This is a genomic window from Acinetobacter sp. ANC_7682 (assembly GCF_056779795.1).
The window spans coordinates 13,075-30,498 of record NZ_JBWYIQ010000023.1 but is presented as its reverse complement, the minus strand read 5'-3'; the positions used below and the strand labels follow the sequence as shown (position 1 = coordinate 30,498).

General features: G+C 37.2%; 13 protein-coding genes and 1 tRNA gene. 6 read left to right on the top strand and 8 right to left on the bottom strand.

Annotated features, from left to right (window positions below; all coding sequences use genetic code 11):
• Positions 1–103: 103 nt before the first annotated feature.
• The 4 genes from AC1M9D_RS09945 to uvrB all read right to left on the bottom strand — a co-directional run bounded on the left by AC1M9D_RS09945 (position 104) and on the right by uvrB (position 5,770).
• The gene (locus tag AC1M9D_RS09945; RefSeq protein WP_481612085.1) at positions 104–1,816 is read right to left on the bottom strand and encodes a hypothetical protein; all 1,713 of its coding nucleotides are present in this window, start codon (positions 1,814–1,816) and stop codon (positions 104–106) included.
• Positions 1,817–1,972: 156 nt separating this feature from the next.
• The gene (rarD, locus tag AC1M9D_RS09940) at positions 1,973–2,917 is read right to left on the bottom strand and encodes an EamA family transporter RarD (protein ID WP_481612084.1); all 945 of its coding nucleotides are present in this window, start codon (positions 2,915–2,917) and stop codon (positions 1,973–1,975) included.
• A gap of 106 nt (positions 2,918–3,023) precedes the next feature.
• Positions 3,024–3,626 (bottom strand): lipocalin family protein, encoded by a 603-nt coding sequence (locus AC1M9D_RS09935; protein ID WP_481612083.1) that lies wholly within the window; start codon positions 3,624–3,626, stop codon positions 3,024–3,026.
• Positions 3,627–3,748: 122 nt separating this feature from the next.
• Positions 3,749–5,770, bottom strand: a complete 2,022-nt coding sequence (gene uvrB / locus AC1M9D_RS09930; RefSeq protein WP_180028424.1) for an excinuclease ABC subunit UvrB — start codon at positions 5,768–5,770, stop codon at positions 3,749–3,751.
• Between the two features lie 190 nt (positions 5,771–5,960).
• Here uvrB and AC1M9D_RS09925 point away from each other — a divergent pair, with 190 nt between their 5' ends.
• From AC1M9D_RS09925 to AC1M9D_RS09910, 4 genes are all read left to right on the top strand, one after another.
• A complete protein-coding gene (locus AC1M9D_RS09925; protein WP_092767050.1) occupies positions 5,961–6,746 on the top strand; it encodes an A1S_2505 family phage non-structural protein in 786 nt (261 codons plus the stop codon).
• A 76-nt stretch (positions 6,747–6,822) separates the two neighbouring features.
• Positions 6,823–8,256, top strand: a complete 1,434-nt coding sequence (locus tag AC1M9D_RS09920) for a diguanylate cyclase (protein WP_481612082.1) — start codon at positions 6,823–6,825, stop codon at positions 8,254–8,256.
• A 145-nt stretch (positions 8,257–8,401) separates the two neighbouring features.
• The gene (locus tag AC1M9D_RS09915) at positions 8,402–9,844 is read left to right on the top strand and encodes a sensor domain-containing diguanylate cyclase (RefSeq protein WP_481590307.1); all 1,443 of its coding nucleotides are present in this window, start codon (positions 8,402–8,404) and stop codon (positions 9,842–9,844) included.
• A 261-nt stretch (positions 9,845–10,105) separates the two neighbouring features.
• Positions 10,106–13,000, top strand: a complete 2,895-nt coding sequence (locus tag AC1M9D_RS09910) for a calcium-binding protein (RefSeq protein ID WP_481612081.1) — start codon at positions 10,106–10,108, stop codon at positions 12,998–13,000.
• Positions 13,001–13,041: 41 nt separating this feature from the next.
• On the opposite strand, the gene AC1M9D_RS09905 is transcribed toward AC1M9D_RS09910, so the two are convergent.
• Entirely contained in the window at positions 13,042–13,224 is a 183-nt protein-coding gene (locus AC1M9D_RS09905; RefSeq protein ID WP_179997905.1) for a hypothetical protein, read from the bottom strand.
• A gap of 215 nt (positions 13,225–13,439) precedes the next feature.
• Here AC1M9D_RS09905 and AC1M9D_RS09900 point away from each other — a divergent pair, with 215 nt between their 5' ends.
• Entirely contained in the window at positions 13,440–14,666 is a 1,227-nt protein-coding gene (locus AC1M9D_RS09900; protein ID WP_481612080.1) for a pyridoxal phosphate-dependent aminotransferase, read from the top strand.
• A gap of 512 nt (positions 14,667–15,178) precedes the next feature.
• Here AC1M9D_RS09900 and AC1M9D_RS09895 read toward each other — a convergent pair.
• Complete coding sequence (locus tag AC1M9D_RS09895) at positions 15,179–15,622, bottom strand: hypothetical protein (protein ID WP_481612079.1); 444 nt, start codon at positions 15,620–15,622, stop codon at positions 15,179–15,181.
• Positions 15,623–15,861: 239 nt separating this feature from the next.
• On the opposite strand from AC1M9D_RS09895, the gene AC1M9D_RS09890 reads away from it, so the two are divergent.
• Positions 15,862–15,937: transfer RNA gene (locus AC1M9D_RS09890), tRNA-Asn, on the top strand.
• Between the two features lie 86 nt (positions 15,938–16,023).
• Here AC1M9D_RS09890 and AC1M9D_RS09885 read toward each other — a convergent pair.
• Together AC1M9D_RS09885 and pdxJ are read right to left on the bottom strand one after the other, a co-directional pair.
• A complete protein-coding gene (locus AC1M9D_RS09885) occupies positions 16,024–16,677 on the bottom strand; it encodes a MiaE family protein (RefSeq protein WP_035267174.1) in 654 nt (217 codons plus the stop codon).
• 14 nt (positions 16,678–16,691) lie between these two features.
• Entirely contained in the window at positions 16,692–17,417 is a 726-nt protein-coding gene (gene pdxJ, locus AC1M9D_RS09880; protein ID WP_481612078.1) for a pyridoxine 5'-phosphate synthase, read from the bottom strand.
• Positions 17,418–17,424: the final 7 nt, after the last annotated feature.

Below are 17,424 nucleotides of genomic sequence, written 5' to 3'. Positions count from 1 at the left end.
AATTGAATTACAATATAATTTTTTGGGTAAATGATTTCATTTAGATATCAAATACTGATCATTAAGCCTACAAATCCAATTTCGTCACTGAGTTGAAGCCTGTTCAACTCAATACTGGGGAAGCCGAAATATCCTGACTCAACATCATATTTAAATCTTCTAAATTAAAATCTTCTAAGTTTTCTGGGAGTTTGACCAATACTGGAAGCTTAGTTAAACCATTTTGCCCCGAAGGGAATGCATAATGTCGTTCAAACTCACTTGTAGCTGAAAAACTTTCAAATTCAATAAATACACTATATTTTCGATAGTTTTTAGGCACACTTAAAATATCTAGATAAGCCTGCTTCTTGATTTTCACCATGGCCAATGAAGTTTGTTGAAGTTCTTTTTCTAACTTTTCTCCAGCCACCATTCTTTTTAAAAATGAGCCTTGAACTTCAGCATAATCTCGTTTCAAACGCATCGTATGAGACAGCATTTCTCGGTAATCTTGAATATGTTGGCTTAAATCTTCTTGTAATGCATTTAACGGTTTCTTGGAGCGCTCATGCATGACTCCACGCTCATACATATTCAATGGTACAAATATTTCATCTTTACGCTTTTCAAGTAGTTTTAAATAGGCTAACAACTTGTATTCAAACAATTGGACTGAGGAATTAAAAAATAATGAAGGCTGTTGTTTAAAATCTTTATAATTCGCCAGAATATCTGAAAATATGCGATGCACACTTTTAAACAGATGCTCATATTCTTTAATATGTGATAAATGCTGTTCTAAAGCCACCACGAGAGGTTGTAGCAATTCGACAGTCAATGCTTGCTCAATCTTCCGTAAATGCTGTTTGGCTACAAAATCACTATTACTTCCAGCCATCCCTAAATTTTGTGTCAAAAGCGGTAATATCTTCTGTTCAGCAACATCTTCAAATTCTTGCACAATTTGAATGACATCTTTATGCACTTGATGCTGAATAGTAACCATCATCTGCACGTGTTCCATAAACTGTTTGATATACCCCTCTTCATTGTAACGGCGCATATCCAAAACCAACCCATTGAGATAAATTTGCTGGTTGTATTCCATTCGATCTTCAAATAAAAAACGACGGATCGAAAATGGATTTTGTTCAAACTGACTGGTTGGTGCAATGACGAATAGAAATTCAGAGGTTTTAACAATATCAAAGTGTCGAATGGACTGTTCTTTCAGCAACCATTGTGCAAAAAAAGGATGCTCCATGATCGATGAGCTTCTAGGTAGAAGCGGTTTAAACCAATACCCCAGTAATTGTTGCTTAATAAATACTTCTATCATAAAGCTCTTAATCTGAGCTGAAGTTAACTGGCGAGTTCCAACTGGTGTTTCAAGATTTAATTCACGAATTAACTTAGCAACATCTTGCAAAAAAACCCGACGCATTAGCATTTTTTCGCGTTGTAATTTTAAATTATCCTCAACAGCAATCTGGTCAATTTGATACAGCGCATTTTCCAAATAGTCCGCCACTTGTACGCAATCCGTCATCTCCTTCAACCATTGGATAGATTGACATAACTTTGCTGCAATGGAGCGCATTCTTTCACTAGAAAAACTATGCTTTAAAATTCCCAGCGACGTCGTGACTTTATATTCGAATGTGTTATTCACACGATTCCAAAATATATCTTTAGGTTTGAGAATTTGACGATCAATTTCTTCGCGAACGTCACTATCTGAATGTTGAAATATACGCTCTAAGAGTCTTTGCCAGTTTAAATCCAGACTAGGCTCCATCTGTAATAATGCTGCTCTTGTTTGGTACTGAATCATGATTGTTAAATTAGAATTATTATTGATTTAACAAATTTACCACATTTTTATGTTTTAGTTAATTGTGTCACAAATTTTTTAAAGAATAAGTAATTATTCTTATCATTCAGTCAAAAACTCTTATGTACAACTCATGCTTATGTAATTACATGAAACTTAGTGCTCATCTTTTTGGGCTAGACGCGATTGTAGTTTCTTATGTTGATATTGAAGTAACTTTTCAGTTCTTCTTTGACGATAGAGATAAATTGCACCTTCCAAAATAAGGAGCAATACAGCAAACCAAATTGGAATATAAGTCAACCATTCTCCTGCTTCCACCCGTTCACCCATTACCATTGATACTCCTGCCAACAAAATCGGCTCTAAATAACTCAATAACCCAAAAATCACAAATGGAAGATATCTGCTCGCCAAGATGTAACTTCCAAGCCCTAAGGCACTTAAGCAACCTAGACCTAGTACGGCTAAAATGAGATATTTAAACTCAATGATCAGGGGCAATGTGTTTGAATAAAAAAATGCTAGAAAAACAGCAACTGGAATCACCAGCAATAAATCCCACCAGAATCCACCCAAATGATCTGTTCCAAATTTTCTTCTTAAAAAAAAGTAGATCGGATAAGCCACAGCAACATACATGGTTTCCCATGCCACAGTACCGATGCGCCAGATTTCATGGCTAACACCAAGAATTGCAAAAAACACTGCTGCAATTTGCCACTTTGAGAGCTTTTCTTTGTAAAGAACGCAACCAAAGAGAACCATCACCAGAGGCAACAAAAAATATCCTAAAGAAACCTCAAGCCCCCGACCATTGATTGGTCCCCACAAAAATAACCAGAGTTGAGTTGTACACAAAAACGAACTGATCAAGAGCCAAATTAAAATAGATGGTTGTTTGCAAATTTTATTATAAATTTCTCGAACATATTTTAGATCACCCGACCACCACATAAACAGCGTTAAAAAAGGTAATGTTGCTAACATTCGCCAAGCAAAGGTCTGCTCACTGTCAAGTGGTCTAAGAAAATACGTATAAAAATATAGCACCCCAAATGTCACTGATGCCATAACTGACAATGCTATACCTTTTAACATATCTGAACCTAAATTTTACCAAACGATATTATAGCTATAATTCATATCAATAGATGTCGATGCATAAAAAAACCACGCTTTAGCGTGGTTCTCATCATTTTCAACATTATTTTGTTGAACCAGGTTGTTGACCCGTTTGCTTTGTACGTATCACATCACTTAAGTCATAACCAACAGATTTAGCATAATCAAGATACTCATTCACGACTGCTTGATCAAGATTATGCGTGCGAGAAAGTACCCACATATACTTACGTTTAGGCTCACCCACGAGTACAGTTTGATAATCCTCATCCAGTTTCAGCACCCAGTAGTCGCCACGACCAACTGGTAACCATCGAATAGCACTCGGCAAAAAACTGACTTTCAATTTTGTATTAAATGGCTGATTTTGTACAAATGCCTCACCCACTGACTGGGTAACTTTACCGTCAGCGGTAAAACAACGGTTATCAACAGTCACATTACCATTTTCATTTAATGTATATGTCGCAGTTACATCACGATCACACTTGTTTTGGAAATAAAGTGGCTTACGTGCTACTTCATACCAAACACCTAAGTATTTATCGAGTTCAACTTTTTCAACAGTATTGAGTGGCTTGTCCTGAGCATAAACCATCGTTGCTGCCCCTAAACCAACCAATAAGGCACCACCCAATACAATCTTGCTAACATTGAAACCAGCAGATGGGAGACTCTTGATCATCTAAATAACCCCTATTTATTGAATTTGTTTGTGAGTATTCATTTACTCTTCAACAATAACGGTTATTTTTCGGCTTAATGTTACGTTATGTGATGATTTTACAGTGTTTTCTGTAAATTAAATCACTGAATTAACTGTGCTTTTAAACGCACGATCTCATCACGGAAACGCGCTGCTTGCTCAAACTGAAGCTCTTTCGAAGCTTTGAGCATTTCCTTCTCTAATTTAGCCAAATGTTTTGCCAATAGTTTTGGATCGGAAACTATATGGCGCTCATCCGCACTTAATGCACGTGCTTGTCCCGATACACTCTCATCAATTGACTCATCATCATACTCTTCACCAGTATCAATTTCTTTGATGACTTGGCGGACTGCTGAACGCGGAGTGATGCCATGTTCTAAGTTAAAATTAATTTGTTTGGTACGGCGACGCTCCGTTTCATCAATTGCTTTTTGCATTGAATCCGTAATCCGATCTGCATATAAAATAGCCTTTCCTTCAACATTTCGAGCAGCACGACCAATGGTTTGGATAAGTGAACGTTCTGAGCGTAAAAAGCCTTCTTTGTCGGCATCTAAAATTGCGACTAAAGATACCTCAGGCATGTCTAAACCTTCACGGAGTAAGTTAATTCCAATCAATGCATCGTAGACACCTGTTCGTAATTCATGAATGATCTTCACACGTTCAACAGTATCGATATCAGAGTGCAGATAAGCCACTTTGATCCCGTACTCTTTTAAATATGACGTCAAATCTTCAGCCATGCGTTTGGTTAACGTTGTGACCAAGACACGTTCATTTTTATCTTTACGTTGATTAATCTCCGAAAGGACATCGTCCACCTGAGTCAATACTGGACGAATCTCAATAACGGGGTCAATCAAACCTGTTGGACGCACCACCTGCTCGGCAATTTGTTCTGATTTTTCTAATTCATAATTGGCAGGCGTCGCACTGACATAAATTGTAGTAGGAATAATACGTTCCCACTCTTCAAACTTCATTGGTCGATTATCCAATGCACTTGGCAAGCGGAAACCATAATTCACTAGATTTTCTTTACGTGATCGATCTCCTTTATACATCGCACCAATTTGAGGAACCGTAACATGCGATTCATCAATAATAAGTAATGCATCCTCAGGCAGGTAGTCGAAAAGCGTTGGCGGGGCCTCTCCAGCTGGTCGACCTGATAAATGTCTCGAGTAATTCTCAATACCATTGGTATAACCAAGCTGTTGCATCATCTCAAGGTCATATCGAGTACGCTGTTCGATACGTTGAGCTTCAAGCAATTTATCTTCAGCTCTGAAATATGCCAAGCGCTCTTTGAGTTCTTCACGAATCGTTTCGATGGCACGCTGTAAGTTATCTTTAGGCGTCACATAGTGACTTTTTGGATAAATCGTGATTCGTGGGACTTTACGAATCATTTTTCCAGTCAAAGGATCAAACCAGCGGATCGAATCCACTTCATCATCAAATAGCTCAATCCGCACTGCATTTTGTTCTGACTCTGCGGGGAAAATATCAAGAATTTCTCCACGAATTCGATAAGTACCTCGTAAAAATTCGAGTTCATTACGCGTATATTGCATTTCTACCAATCGACGAATCAACTCATCACGGCTGACTCGATCACCTGTCACAATATGTAAGAGCATATTCATATATGCGTTAGGATCACCTAAACCATAAATGGCGGACACCGAAGCAACGATAATGGCATCCTTACGCTCAAGCAAAGCACGCGTTGCGGACAACCGCATCTGATCGATGTGATCATTAATAGCAGAATCCTTTTCAATAAAAGTATCAGATGACGGTACGTATGCTTCTGGCTGATAGTAATCGTAATAACTTACAAAATACTCAACAGCATTATGTGGAAAAAAAGCTTTAAATTCTCCATAGAGTTGAGCCGCAAGGGTTTTGTTGTGTGCCATTACAATAGTAGGACGTTGTAATTGCATAATCACATTCGCCATCGTATAGGTCTTACCAGAGCCTGTTACCCCTAATAACAATTGATCCTTAAAACCTTGTTCTACTCCTTTAACAAGTTTCTCAATCGCTTGAGGTTGATCACCTGCAGGCTCGTAATTAGTTACTAATTCAAATGGACGACTGTCACTCACTCGATAATTCTCGCTATACAGATGATGAAAATATGCAATAACACTGGTAATGCATGGCTTGCTTGCTCAAATCTTTATGATTTACTCATCTGATGATGAGGGTGAAAACCATAAATTCAATCAATTTTACTTGACCCTTACAGCAATCAATTGCACCATGAACTTAAATTGCATGTTGATGTAAAAAACTATGACTTACCAATATCACGATGAAACGATTATCAACAGTTTAAATGAAGATACAGTATTTGTATTTGGTAGTAATTTAGCAGGCACTCATGCAGGTGGTGCTGCAAAAATTGCACTTCAACATTTCGGTGCGATTAAAGGTGCTGGCCGCGGATGGGCTGGACAGAGCTATGCAATACCCACCATGAATGAGCATTTGCAACAAATGCCTCTATCCCAGATTGAACACTACATCAATGATTTTAAGATCTATACAAAAAACCACCCCAAGATTAAGTATTTTATTACAGCCGTTGGTTGTGGTGTAGCAGGTTACAAAGTTGCTGAAATAGCCCCCATGTTCAAAGGTATATCAAAAAATGTGATTTTCCCGATTTCGTTTAAACCTTTCGTTGAACGAACCTTTCCTAAATTAAACCAACCTTTATTACATGCCATTTTTTCTTCCGAACTACTGTTCGCGGATTCTTTAGAAACGGCATTTGAGCAACTTAATTTAAATGAATCTGAAAAGAAACTAGCCAATATTTTGATTGAAACGCCGATGTTCCCCGTGGATAGTAATGGACGTGAACGCATATTTGAAATCGAAGATATCCTCTATCATCTAAAAGATCAAACCTTCCAATATGAACCGAAGTCCGATCGTGCATTCATGATGGGTGGTGTGGTATTGGCTTTACTTGAACTCTACCAAATTAATGAACAAGATTTTGTTGATGTTTGGCAAGGGCTTAAGTCAATTTCTGCGCCAAAACCTGAGCATCGAGCAAAAAAATCAGTTTAATAAGATGTTGATTTTATAAGATTCATTCACTTATATTGTATAAATGAATGAATTTTAAACACCAAGGCTCGCATCTATGGATCATTTAGATCTGACCATCTTTGATTTATCTCCAATTGCGATGTGGCTACAAGACTTCAGCGGTGTTAAACAAATTTTCGAACAATGGACTGCTGAAGGTATTGAAGATATTGAAGATATTGAAGATATTGAAGCATATTTAATGGAGGATCACAGTCGTCTCCACCTTTGCTTGAGTACGATTCATACCTTACGTGTTAACCAAAGTACGCTTAAACTGTATGAAGCAAAAAACTTAGAAGAAATTTTAGAAAGTTTTCAGAAGTTCCTTCATCCTGAAGTCAGCACTTTCCAAATCCAATTTTTTGTATCACTTTGGAAGAATACTGAACATCATATTCCAGTGATCAATTATACGACCAATGGAAAGCGTTTAGATGTTCAATTACGCGGTATGAAATTAAAAGGTTATGAGGATAATTGGAAATGCCTACTCATGACCACCGAAGATATTTCCCAATATCAAAAAGCACGTCATTTTGCCGAATCTTTATTTACTTATAATCCAACAGCACTATGGATCATGGATTTTAGCCAAATAAAAAAAAGATTTGAGCTGCTCCGTATGCAAAACATTGAAAATTTAGATCAACACATTCATCAACATCCAGAATTTGTTGTGGAATGCTTCGAGCAAATACAATTCATTGATGTTAATGAAGCGGCGCTCAAACTTTTTGCTGTGAAAGATAAATCTCAATTTTTACATCATTCTCATGATTTATTTGATATTAAACGTTTGGAAAATTTTAAAAGCCAGTTACTACAATTGTGGAATCATGAAGAATATCAACAGCGAGAAAGTAGTTTCTACAACGCGAATGGAGAACAAATCTTCGTTTTAGAACAATTAAATATTTTTCCACATAATTTAGATGATTGGGCGGTGATACAAGTCGCCCTTACAGATATCACTGAGCGAAAAAAATTAGAAAATCACTTACATTATTTGGGTCAACATGACATTTTAACTGATTTACATAACAGAACTTATTTTAATGAAGAAATTGAACGGATTGAGCAACTTGATCTCTATCCAGTGTCTTGTATTTACATTGACATGAACGGTTTAAAAATCATCAATGATCAGTTCGGACATGATGTCGGTGATCAGTATCTAAAAAACTTTGCCGAAATTCTTCAATTTGTCACTCACAAAAAAGATTTTTCAATTTCTAGAATAGGTGGCGATGAATTTGTATTATTGATGCCTCATGCCGATGTTGAGCAAGTTAAAATCCTTGTTCATGATCTTGAAACTCAAATACATCAACATAATCTAGATCACCCTCATCTTTCTATCAGCGTTTCACTCGGACATGCCACAAGACTTAAAGGCGAAACCTTAGAAGATATGTTACGCCGTGCAGATAAATGCATGTATATTAACAAGCATCATTTTTATCAAAATAAAAATCTAACGAATTGAGCTTAGGATTTAGCTCAACGTTAGCTTAGCTTAAAAAAGTGTCTTAAATCACGTAAATAATAAAAAATTTGAATTTTATATCAAAATAATTTAGTGCTATATTATCCACAATTTATTGTTTTAAAAGAAAAGTTCAAGGATAGTTATGGAGATACTTGATTCATCAATTTTTGATTTATCTCCTATCCCAATGTGGTTGGAAGATTTTAGTGCCATTCAAACCATCTTTAACCAATGGCGTAGTGATGGGGTTACTGATTTAGCTTTACATCTGCAGCAAAATCCAGATCTTGTGACTTTATGCGCACATCAAATTAAGATTGTTAAAGTAAATCAAAAAACACTCGATCTTTTTGAAGCACAAAGCCTTAAACATCTCACCCAAAATTTAAGCACCATTTTCCAACATCAAATGTTTGATGCACATGTAGCGGAATTAGTTGCACTTTGGAAGGGTGAATTAGAGTTTACAAGTACAACCACTAATTTCACCTTGAGTGGTCAACCCTTAGACATAAAACTGCGAGCTGTCGTTTTACCTGGTTCAGAACAAAGTTTAGACCGTATTTTGCTTACTACAGAAGATATTAGTGGTTATATGCAAGCTCGGCGTTTAGAAGAAAAAAATCGTCGATTAGCTGAAGCAAGATTTAGTTATTCACCCACATCATTATGGGTTGAAGACTTTAGTCGCATTAAATTAAGACTCGATCATCTTAAATCAATTGGTATTGATGATTTCAGAACTTTTTTAGATGTGCATCAAGATTTCGTACAACAATGCATTGAAGACATTGTATTACTAGATGTCAATCAAGCAACATTGGATTTATTCAAGGCATCGACGAAATCTGATTTATTTCAAAATCTAAAAAAGGTTTTCTCAAAAGAAATGCATCAAACTTTTAAGGAACAATTAATCGAACTATGGAATGGGAAAATTCATCATAGTCGTGAAGCAATCAACTACGCTTTGGATGGTTCAATTCGTTATGTTTTACTTCAATTCACTGTGTTTCCAGGTTATGAAGAAGATTGGGGACTTGTACAACTTGCCCTAACGGACATTACAGCGCGAAAAAAAGCTGAGAGCTATTTAGAATATTTAGGTAAACACGACGTTTTAACCAAACTCAAAAATCGCTCGTTCTACACTGAAGAAATCCATCGATTAGAACGCGCACTTATTCGCCCAGTTTCTGCAATTTTTCTTGATATGAATGGCCTTAAACCGATTAATGATCACTTTGGTCATGATGCAGGTGATGAGATTTTACGCAGAATGGGTAATATCTTAAGTAGAACGATTCACAATACCAGTTATACAGCCTCTCGAATTGGAGGTGATGAATTTGTTATCTTGATGCAAGGTGCAAATGAAACTACCGTTCAGTCGACGATTTTGACCATTCAAGAATTATTGAATATCGATAATCAATATTATTCTAACCATATCATCAGTGCATCAATGGGATTTGCTACAAGCCTTGAGAATGAAACAATTGAGGATATGTTAAAGCGTGCAGATCAATCCATGTATGATCATAAGAGACAATACTACAAATATTTATCCAATAAAAATCAATAGTTTATAATATTTATATTTTTAGATCATACATTTTATTTGCTCTTGAAACACTAGTCATTGCACTGGTGTTTTTTTTTGAAAAAATCAATCTTATTCAGTTCTCATATAAGCTTTACTATATTTTTCATTAAATTATGACAAAAAATTCATGATCTTGTCTAACAAAAGCAATTGATTTTAAATTAATAAAATGTGATTCTCATCACACTTTAATCACAAACAATGATTAAAAACACTTTATTTTTATAAGAGACTATAACAATGGCTTTGTTCAATTATAAATCATTCGATTACTTACCTAACTTTAAATTAAGTTCAGTTCTCTCAATTCCAGCTCAACTCGTTGGTAATGGTCTAATCGCTGCCACCAATGCTGTGAATACTGTTCTTGATGTAGTTTCTCCTATTGGTTTAGCAGGTAATGCTTTACTTGGCAAACCCTTCGAATCAGTGCACGAAATTGGTGATAAAATTATTGATGCAGCTTCAGATGCAGTGAATTCAGTGGGTAAAGCACTTGGTGCAACCATCGAACCGAATGACACTCATCATAAAAATGAGTGGGAAGACAAAGAACTCAGCTTAGATAATATTTTAAGCCTTCCTGGGGATTTAATTGGAAACACCATTATTGGTGCAACCAATATTGCCAATGATATTCTTGATGCTGCTGCACCAATTGCTATTGCAGGAAATGCGCTTATACCTGGTTTTGATGTTGTTCATAAAGCAGGTGATACGATTATTGATGCTGTCTCTGATGTGGCTCATGACATTGGCTCAGCGATTGGCGGGACTATTGAACCTAAAGATACGCATTATGACAATGAATGGTCTCAAGAGCTTCCATCAGCTACTGAAAACCTAAAATCAATTGTGAATACAGTTGCAAATCAAGTTGAAAATGAACTTGAACCTATTTTCGATTATGTTCCTGATTTCAAATTTAGCTCAGTACTTTCTATTCCAGCTCAGTTACTAGGTAATGGTTTAGTCACAACAGCAAATTTAGTCAATACAGTTTTAGATGTGGCTTCTCCTATTGGCCTAGCAGGTAATGCTCTACTTGGTAAACCATTTGAAGTTGTTCATGAGTTAGGTGACCGTATTATCGATGCAGCATCGAATTTACTCAGTGGTGCTGGTGAAGCCCTCGGCTCAAATGTAGAAGCAAAAGATACACACCACAAAAATGAATGGAAAGATGGCGAACTTAGCCTTGATTCAATTTTAAAAATTCCAAGTGAGCTGGTTGGTAATTTGATTATCGGCAAAGATGGCATCGTGAATGATTTATTAGATAGCGTTGCGCCATTGGTTAAAGTTGGTGATAAATTCATTCCTGGTTTCGAAGAAATTCATAAAGCCGGTGATGCAATCATTGATCAAATTTCAGACATTATCGTAAATATTGGTAAGGATATTGGTGCCACTCTTCCACCTTCAGACTCACATTTTGATCGAGAATGGGGGCAACCAAAACAACCAGATCAATCTAATCCATCAGATGACGGTCGTCCTAAATTCTACAAAATTGACAATCAATTCAGTTACCGCGTAAGTGAATCTGCATTTAAACAAGTTCAAGAACTATATAACAAGTTTATCTCAACTGGTTCTTTACAAGGTAAAAATTTCTGGCGCCCTATTTATACCGTGATCAAAGAAGATTTAGCATCAAATGACGCAGTTGATCAGGGTACTAAAAACTGGTTAAAAGTTGCTGAAGCTGTTGCAATAGATGATCCTCAGAGCTTCCTTTATCAATATGTTCGCTTAGGAACAGGTAAATCACTCGCAGATAAAGGCATCTATATTACGGATGAACAATTCTGGCAAGCATCAAATGTATTGATCAAAACTTTAGCTGACAATTTCTTGAATGGCGTTAAAAATGCTGATGGCGAGACTGTTGTTCCAGCAGGATATTTACCAAGCTCTGATGGTAAGTTTGGATTGGTACTTATGGATGCAACTCAAGCTCTTGAAAACTTGGGTGGCAAGCTAGGTGATTGGACAGGTATCACACCATTAAGTATTCTTGATCACTATTTAGGTGTGGATACTTCACAATTGAACGGTGGTGATAGCCGTCCGTTTACTTGGTATTTAGAGCTATTAGGTGATGTGGTTAAAGCGAACTTAAAAGCTGGTGCGAGTATCTTTGATGTTGTGAATCAAATCGTGACTGAGGGCTTAAACTTCGTTGGACAATTCATCAAAGGTGAAATATTTGATGATGGCTTCTCTTCACGTGATCAACTTGTAAATACATTGACTCAACTTGCTTACGCATATGCAGGTGATTTAGCTGGTTCTGTAGCAGTAGCGACAAACTTATTTAACCCTAACACCAACATTATTACCACTTACTCAGTTTTCGGACGTACCTTAAACGGTAAAGATGGTAATGACATCATTAAAGGCGGTGTCGGCAACGATACGCTTGTAGGTGGTAAAGGTGATGACTTGCTCTTTGGTGGTTGGGGCAATGACATTCTAAAAGGTGGTGAAGGCATCAATGTCCTCGTAGGTAGTCGTGGTGACGATACCTATTATGTACAATCAAAATATGACTTCGTACTTGAACACAACTATGAAGGTACAGACACTGTCATTAGTTCTGCAGATCAGTATCAATTAACCGAAAATATTGAAAACCTTACGCTGATCAATCCAATCAAAGAACTTTTGATTGCTGGATCAGAAATTCAACAAAGTGGTACGGGTAACCAATCTGACAACATTATCACAGGTAGCAAATTCGTAAATAACGAATTAAAAGGCCTCGCTGGAGATGACACCTTAATCGCAAACGGGGGTCTAATTAACATCTTAAATGGTGGTATTGGTAACGACAAATTGTATGGCGATCTTGGTAACGAGACATACTATTTTGATCAAGGCTTTGGAGTAGATACAATCTATGAAAAAGGTGGTCAAGATACCATTCAATTTGGTGCTGGTATCTCAATTGATGATTTACTCGTTCAAGACTCTGGGAATGATCGTATCATCAAACTTAAAGATTCTGCTGATCAAATCACTATTAAAGATTGGGCTAAAGGTGAAGCACATCAAGTTGAATCAATCGTATTTAAAGACGGTTCTACATTCAACTTACTGACTCTAGATCAAAACTTAAGTTACGTGTAATTCTTCCCTGCAAAAAAATAGGTGCTTAAAGCACCTATTTTTTATCTTTTACCCATTGAGCGACGTGTACCACGTGGCGGCATCCATGTGCGATCAGCATAGCGCTGAGGCTTTGGACGTAGATCTTCGATTTCTTCATCAGCTTGCTTTGCGTCATTCACTTGCTTGATAGGAAATGGAAGATTCACTACAGGCTTCTTTTTGGGAGAATTTTCCGAACTCATTTGAGACTACTCATTTCAATCTAACGCTATTGTACGGAAATTTGTTTTTTTATGCGACCCACGTTGTTTAATGTGGATATGTATCATTGCATTAAAATTCGGTGAATTTCGTGATTTTTTGCTAATTTGCCTAGATATTGGACGACTAAAACATTCAATTTAAGCTAAGATAGTGTGCTTTTTATTTTTTAATCCCTATAAGAAGGAATACTGCCGTGGACGTACGTCTCTCTGATCGTGTCAATGCCATCAAACCGTCCCCAACGCTTGCTGTGACCAATAAAGCTGCAGAACTTAAAGCTGCTGGTAAAAACGTTATTGGCTTAGGTGCAGGTGAACCGGATTTCGATACACCACAACACATCAAAGATGCAGCAATTGCAGCGATTAACAACGGTTTCACTAAATACACCGCAGTTGACGGTACGCCAGGTCTTAAAAAAGCAATTATCGCTAAATTAAAACGTGATAATAACCTTGATTATGCTGCTAACCAGATTCTCGTTTCTTGTGGCGGTAAGCAATCATTCTTTAACCTTGCGCTTGCATTGTTAAATAAAGGCGATGAAGTAATCATCCCTGCTCCATTCTGGGTAAGCTATCCAGATATGGTGATCATCGCAGAAGGTGTGCCAGTTATTGTTAAATGTGGTGAAGAACAACGTTTCAAAATCACACCAGTTCAATTAGAAGCTGCAATTACTGATAAAACTCGCCTAGTTGTTTTAAACAGCCCTTCTAACCCAACAGGTATGATTTATACCAAAGAAGAATTAGAAGCATTAGCTGAAGTTCTTCGTAAATATCCTGAAGTATATGTTGCTTCTGATGATATGTACGAACCAATTCGTTGGGACGACGAGTTTTATAACATTGCTACAGTTGCACCAGATCTTTACGATCGCGTAATCGTTCTCAACGGTGTATCTAAAGCATATGCAATGACAGGTTGGCGTATCGGCTATGCAGCAGGTCCTGCTAAATTAATCGGCGCAATGAAGAAAATTCAATCACAATCTACTTCTAACCCAACTTCAATTTCGCAAGTTGCGGCAGAAACTGCATTGAATGGTCCTCAAGACGTACTTAAACCAATGATTGAAGCTTTCAAACGCCGTCATGATTTGGTTGTTAATGGCTTGAATGATATCAAAGGCATTACATGCTTACCTGCTGACGGTGCATTCTATGCTTATGCAAACATTCGTCCATTGATCCGTGCAAAAGGTTTAAAATCTTGCACAGAATTCTCTGCATGGTTATTGGAAGAAACTGGTGTTGCGGTTGTTCCTGGTGATGCATTCGGTTTAGGCGGTTATATGCGTATTTCATATGCAACAGCAGATGAAGTACTAGTTGATGCGCTTGCACGTATCAAAAAAGCGGCTGACTCAATCGAAGGCGTAGATGCAGCAATTGCCTCTATCGCAGCTGAAAAATAATCTGATAAATTAATCAGATCAAAAACCCGCGATTTTCGCGGGTTTTTTTTGCTTAAATCTAAACCCCTTCATGCACCTACATAACCCAATACTCAACATAAAACCTTTTGGTTAATACGCTCTTTCACTGAATCGAACAAATTGTGCTTTTAGGATTGGATAAACGTCGGAGGTTTTTTTAAAGCTATCCAAACATGGTCCATCAGTGATCCAAATAGAATATTGAAAATATTGAAAATATTGAAATTTAAACACTATTCATAGTATCGATAGCTCATTCTGAAAGATCATATTTATCACTGAAAAATCCCATTTATAGATATGCTTTGCACCATCATATAGAAGATAAAACCGATCTAAGCAACCACAATATAGGATTTAATTAATAAAAAAACTTCTAGAAACACCAATTCACCCTACTAAAGAAGATAAAATGACACAGGCTAACTTGGACTATATTTAAAAAAAATCAATTCATTCAACAATTTCAGATTTGACTTGTGAAAATTTGCCTAAACTGCAAGCTGTTTATTAAACAAATGCTTTGAAGGACGAGAACAACTTAGGCATTCAACATAATATTTAAGTGGTGACTTTAATAAAATCTCGCTCACCGCATTCGACTCATTTACCCAAGCAAACGATTTATTCGTGCCAAGAATGGCATTCCCTTTTATGGAGTAGATATAGAGTTTATTTACGTTAGGTGTTAAGTCATTTGCTGCCAAATATTGTTCAAGCGTGCATGATTGATCGTAATCAACAGACCATTTTTCAGAAAACCACAGCTGTAATAGCTCACCCAAAACCAGATGATGTTTTTTAAAAGGAAATACATCAATTACCGCGCCATCTACTTCAATGAAATAAGAACTAGGCGAATTCAAGATAGACAGGTAATTTTGTTTATAGAATTCAAGATTAGAAAAGATCTGAGAAATGGTAAGCGTATTCATTCGCTTTCTCCTATTTTAGCCATTTAGTGCTGGCAAGTTGGTATAAATCCACACTGCTTAAAACTCTGTTTCAAGCGCTCTGTTGTTAAATAAATCTAACAAGCTCATTCTAAATTGGCAAGTAAATTTAAAAAAAATATTTTATTTGAGCAAATAAACAACATGTGGCTCAAAAGTGACAATTGTATGGCAATTTACACTTGACCCAATCTTAAATCCCCTTATAATCGCATTCAGATTCTCCAATAGCTCAGTCGGTAGAGCGACGGACTGTTAATCCGCAGGTCCCTGGTTCGAGCCCAGGTTGGAGAGCCAAATACTAAAAAGCCCAAGCATTTAAGACTTGGGCTTTTTTTATGCCAAAAAAATCCCCCACTTGGGAGGATTTTCTCAACCATATTTTAAGCTGCTTTTGCTGGAACTCCACTGTGAAAACGGAAGGTTTCATCAGGTGTTAAGATGAGTTGCTTTTCAACTTCACGAATGTGCTCTATACGACTTTGAATATCCTCCTCAGGATCTTTCAATTTCGCAGTTTTAGCCACATCCAGAGCTAGAGCCAAATAATCCTCATAATGGCGTGATTCAGATTTTAGTAAGTAGCGATAATAGCGCCCTAATTCCTCATCGACTCTAGGCGCTAATGCATAAAAACGCTCACATGAGCGTGCTTCCACAAACGCACCAATAATTAAAACATCAATTAGCGCTTCTGGTTCATACGTCCGAATTTCTTTGCGTAAGCCACCCGCATAACGCCCGGCACTTAAACCAACCCATTGCTGCCCGCGCTTATTCATAAACTCTAAAACCTGCTCATAATGCAGCATTTCCTCACGCACTAATTGAGCGAGCTTGACTTGTAAATCTACAAAAAAGCTGTATCTAAACATGAGATTCATGGCTGTACTGGCTGCTTTCTTTTCACAGTTCGCATGATCTTGCATCAAAATATCAAGATTATTTACAGCCTCATCTAACCAAGCTTGTGGAGTTTCACAACCAAGGAAGCCTATGACAGGCTTCATTAATTCATCATAATCAATATTTGACATCGTACTTATCAATCTTATCGTGCAGCTTTAATTGCTACTTTCATATCTTGAACTGCTTGCGTAAGTCCTTTAAAAACAGCATCGGCAATCAGAGCATGTCCAATATTCAATTCGTGTATTTGAGGAATTGCTGCAATAGGAGCAACATTGTCAAGATTGAGTCCATGTCCAGCATTTACAACCAAACCTTTAGCAGCAGCGTATTCTGTTCCACGGATAATACGTTGTAACTCTACCTGCTGTGCTTCTTCTGTTTCAGCATCTGCATAAGCACCTGTATGAATCTCAATAGTTGGCGCACCACAGGCAATTGCAGCATCAATTTGTTCAATATCAGCATCGATAAATAACGATACATCACATCCAATCGCTGCTAATTCCTGTGTAGCAGACTTAACAACCTCAAAATTACCAACAACATCTAAGCCACCTTCGGTCGTGACTTCTTGACGCTTTTCAGGCACAAAACACACGTGATGCGGCTTTATTTCTTTAGCAAATGCCACCATCTCATCTGTCACTGCCATTTCAAGGTTCATGCGTGTTTTAAGTACAGGGCGCATGCGACGGACATCATCATCATGAATATGACGACGATCCTCACGTAAATGTAATGTAATGCCTTCAGCCCCTGCCTCTTCACAAATTAGTGCTGCCTGTACTGGATCCGGGTAGCGTGTGCCTCGAGCCTGTCTTAGAGTTGCAACATGATCAATGTTCACACCAAGCAATGCAGCCATAACATTT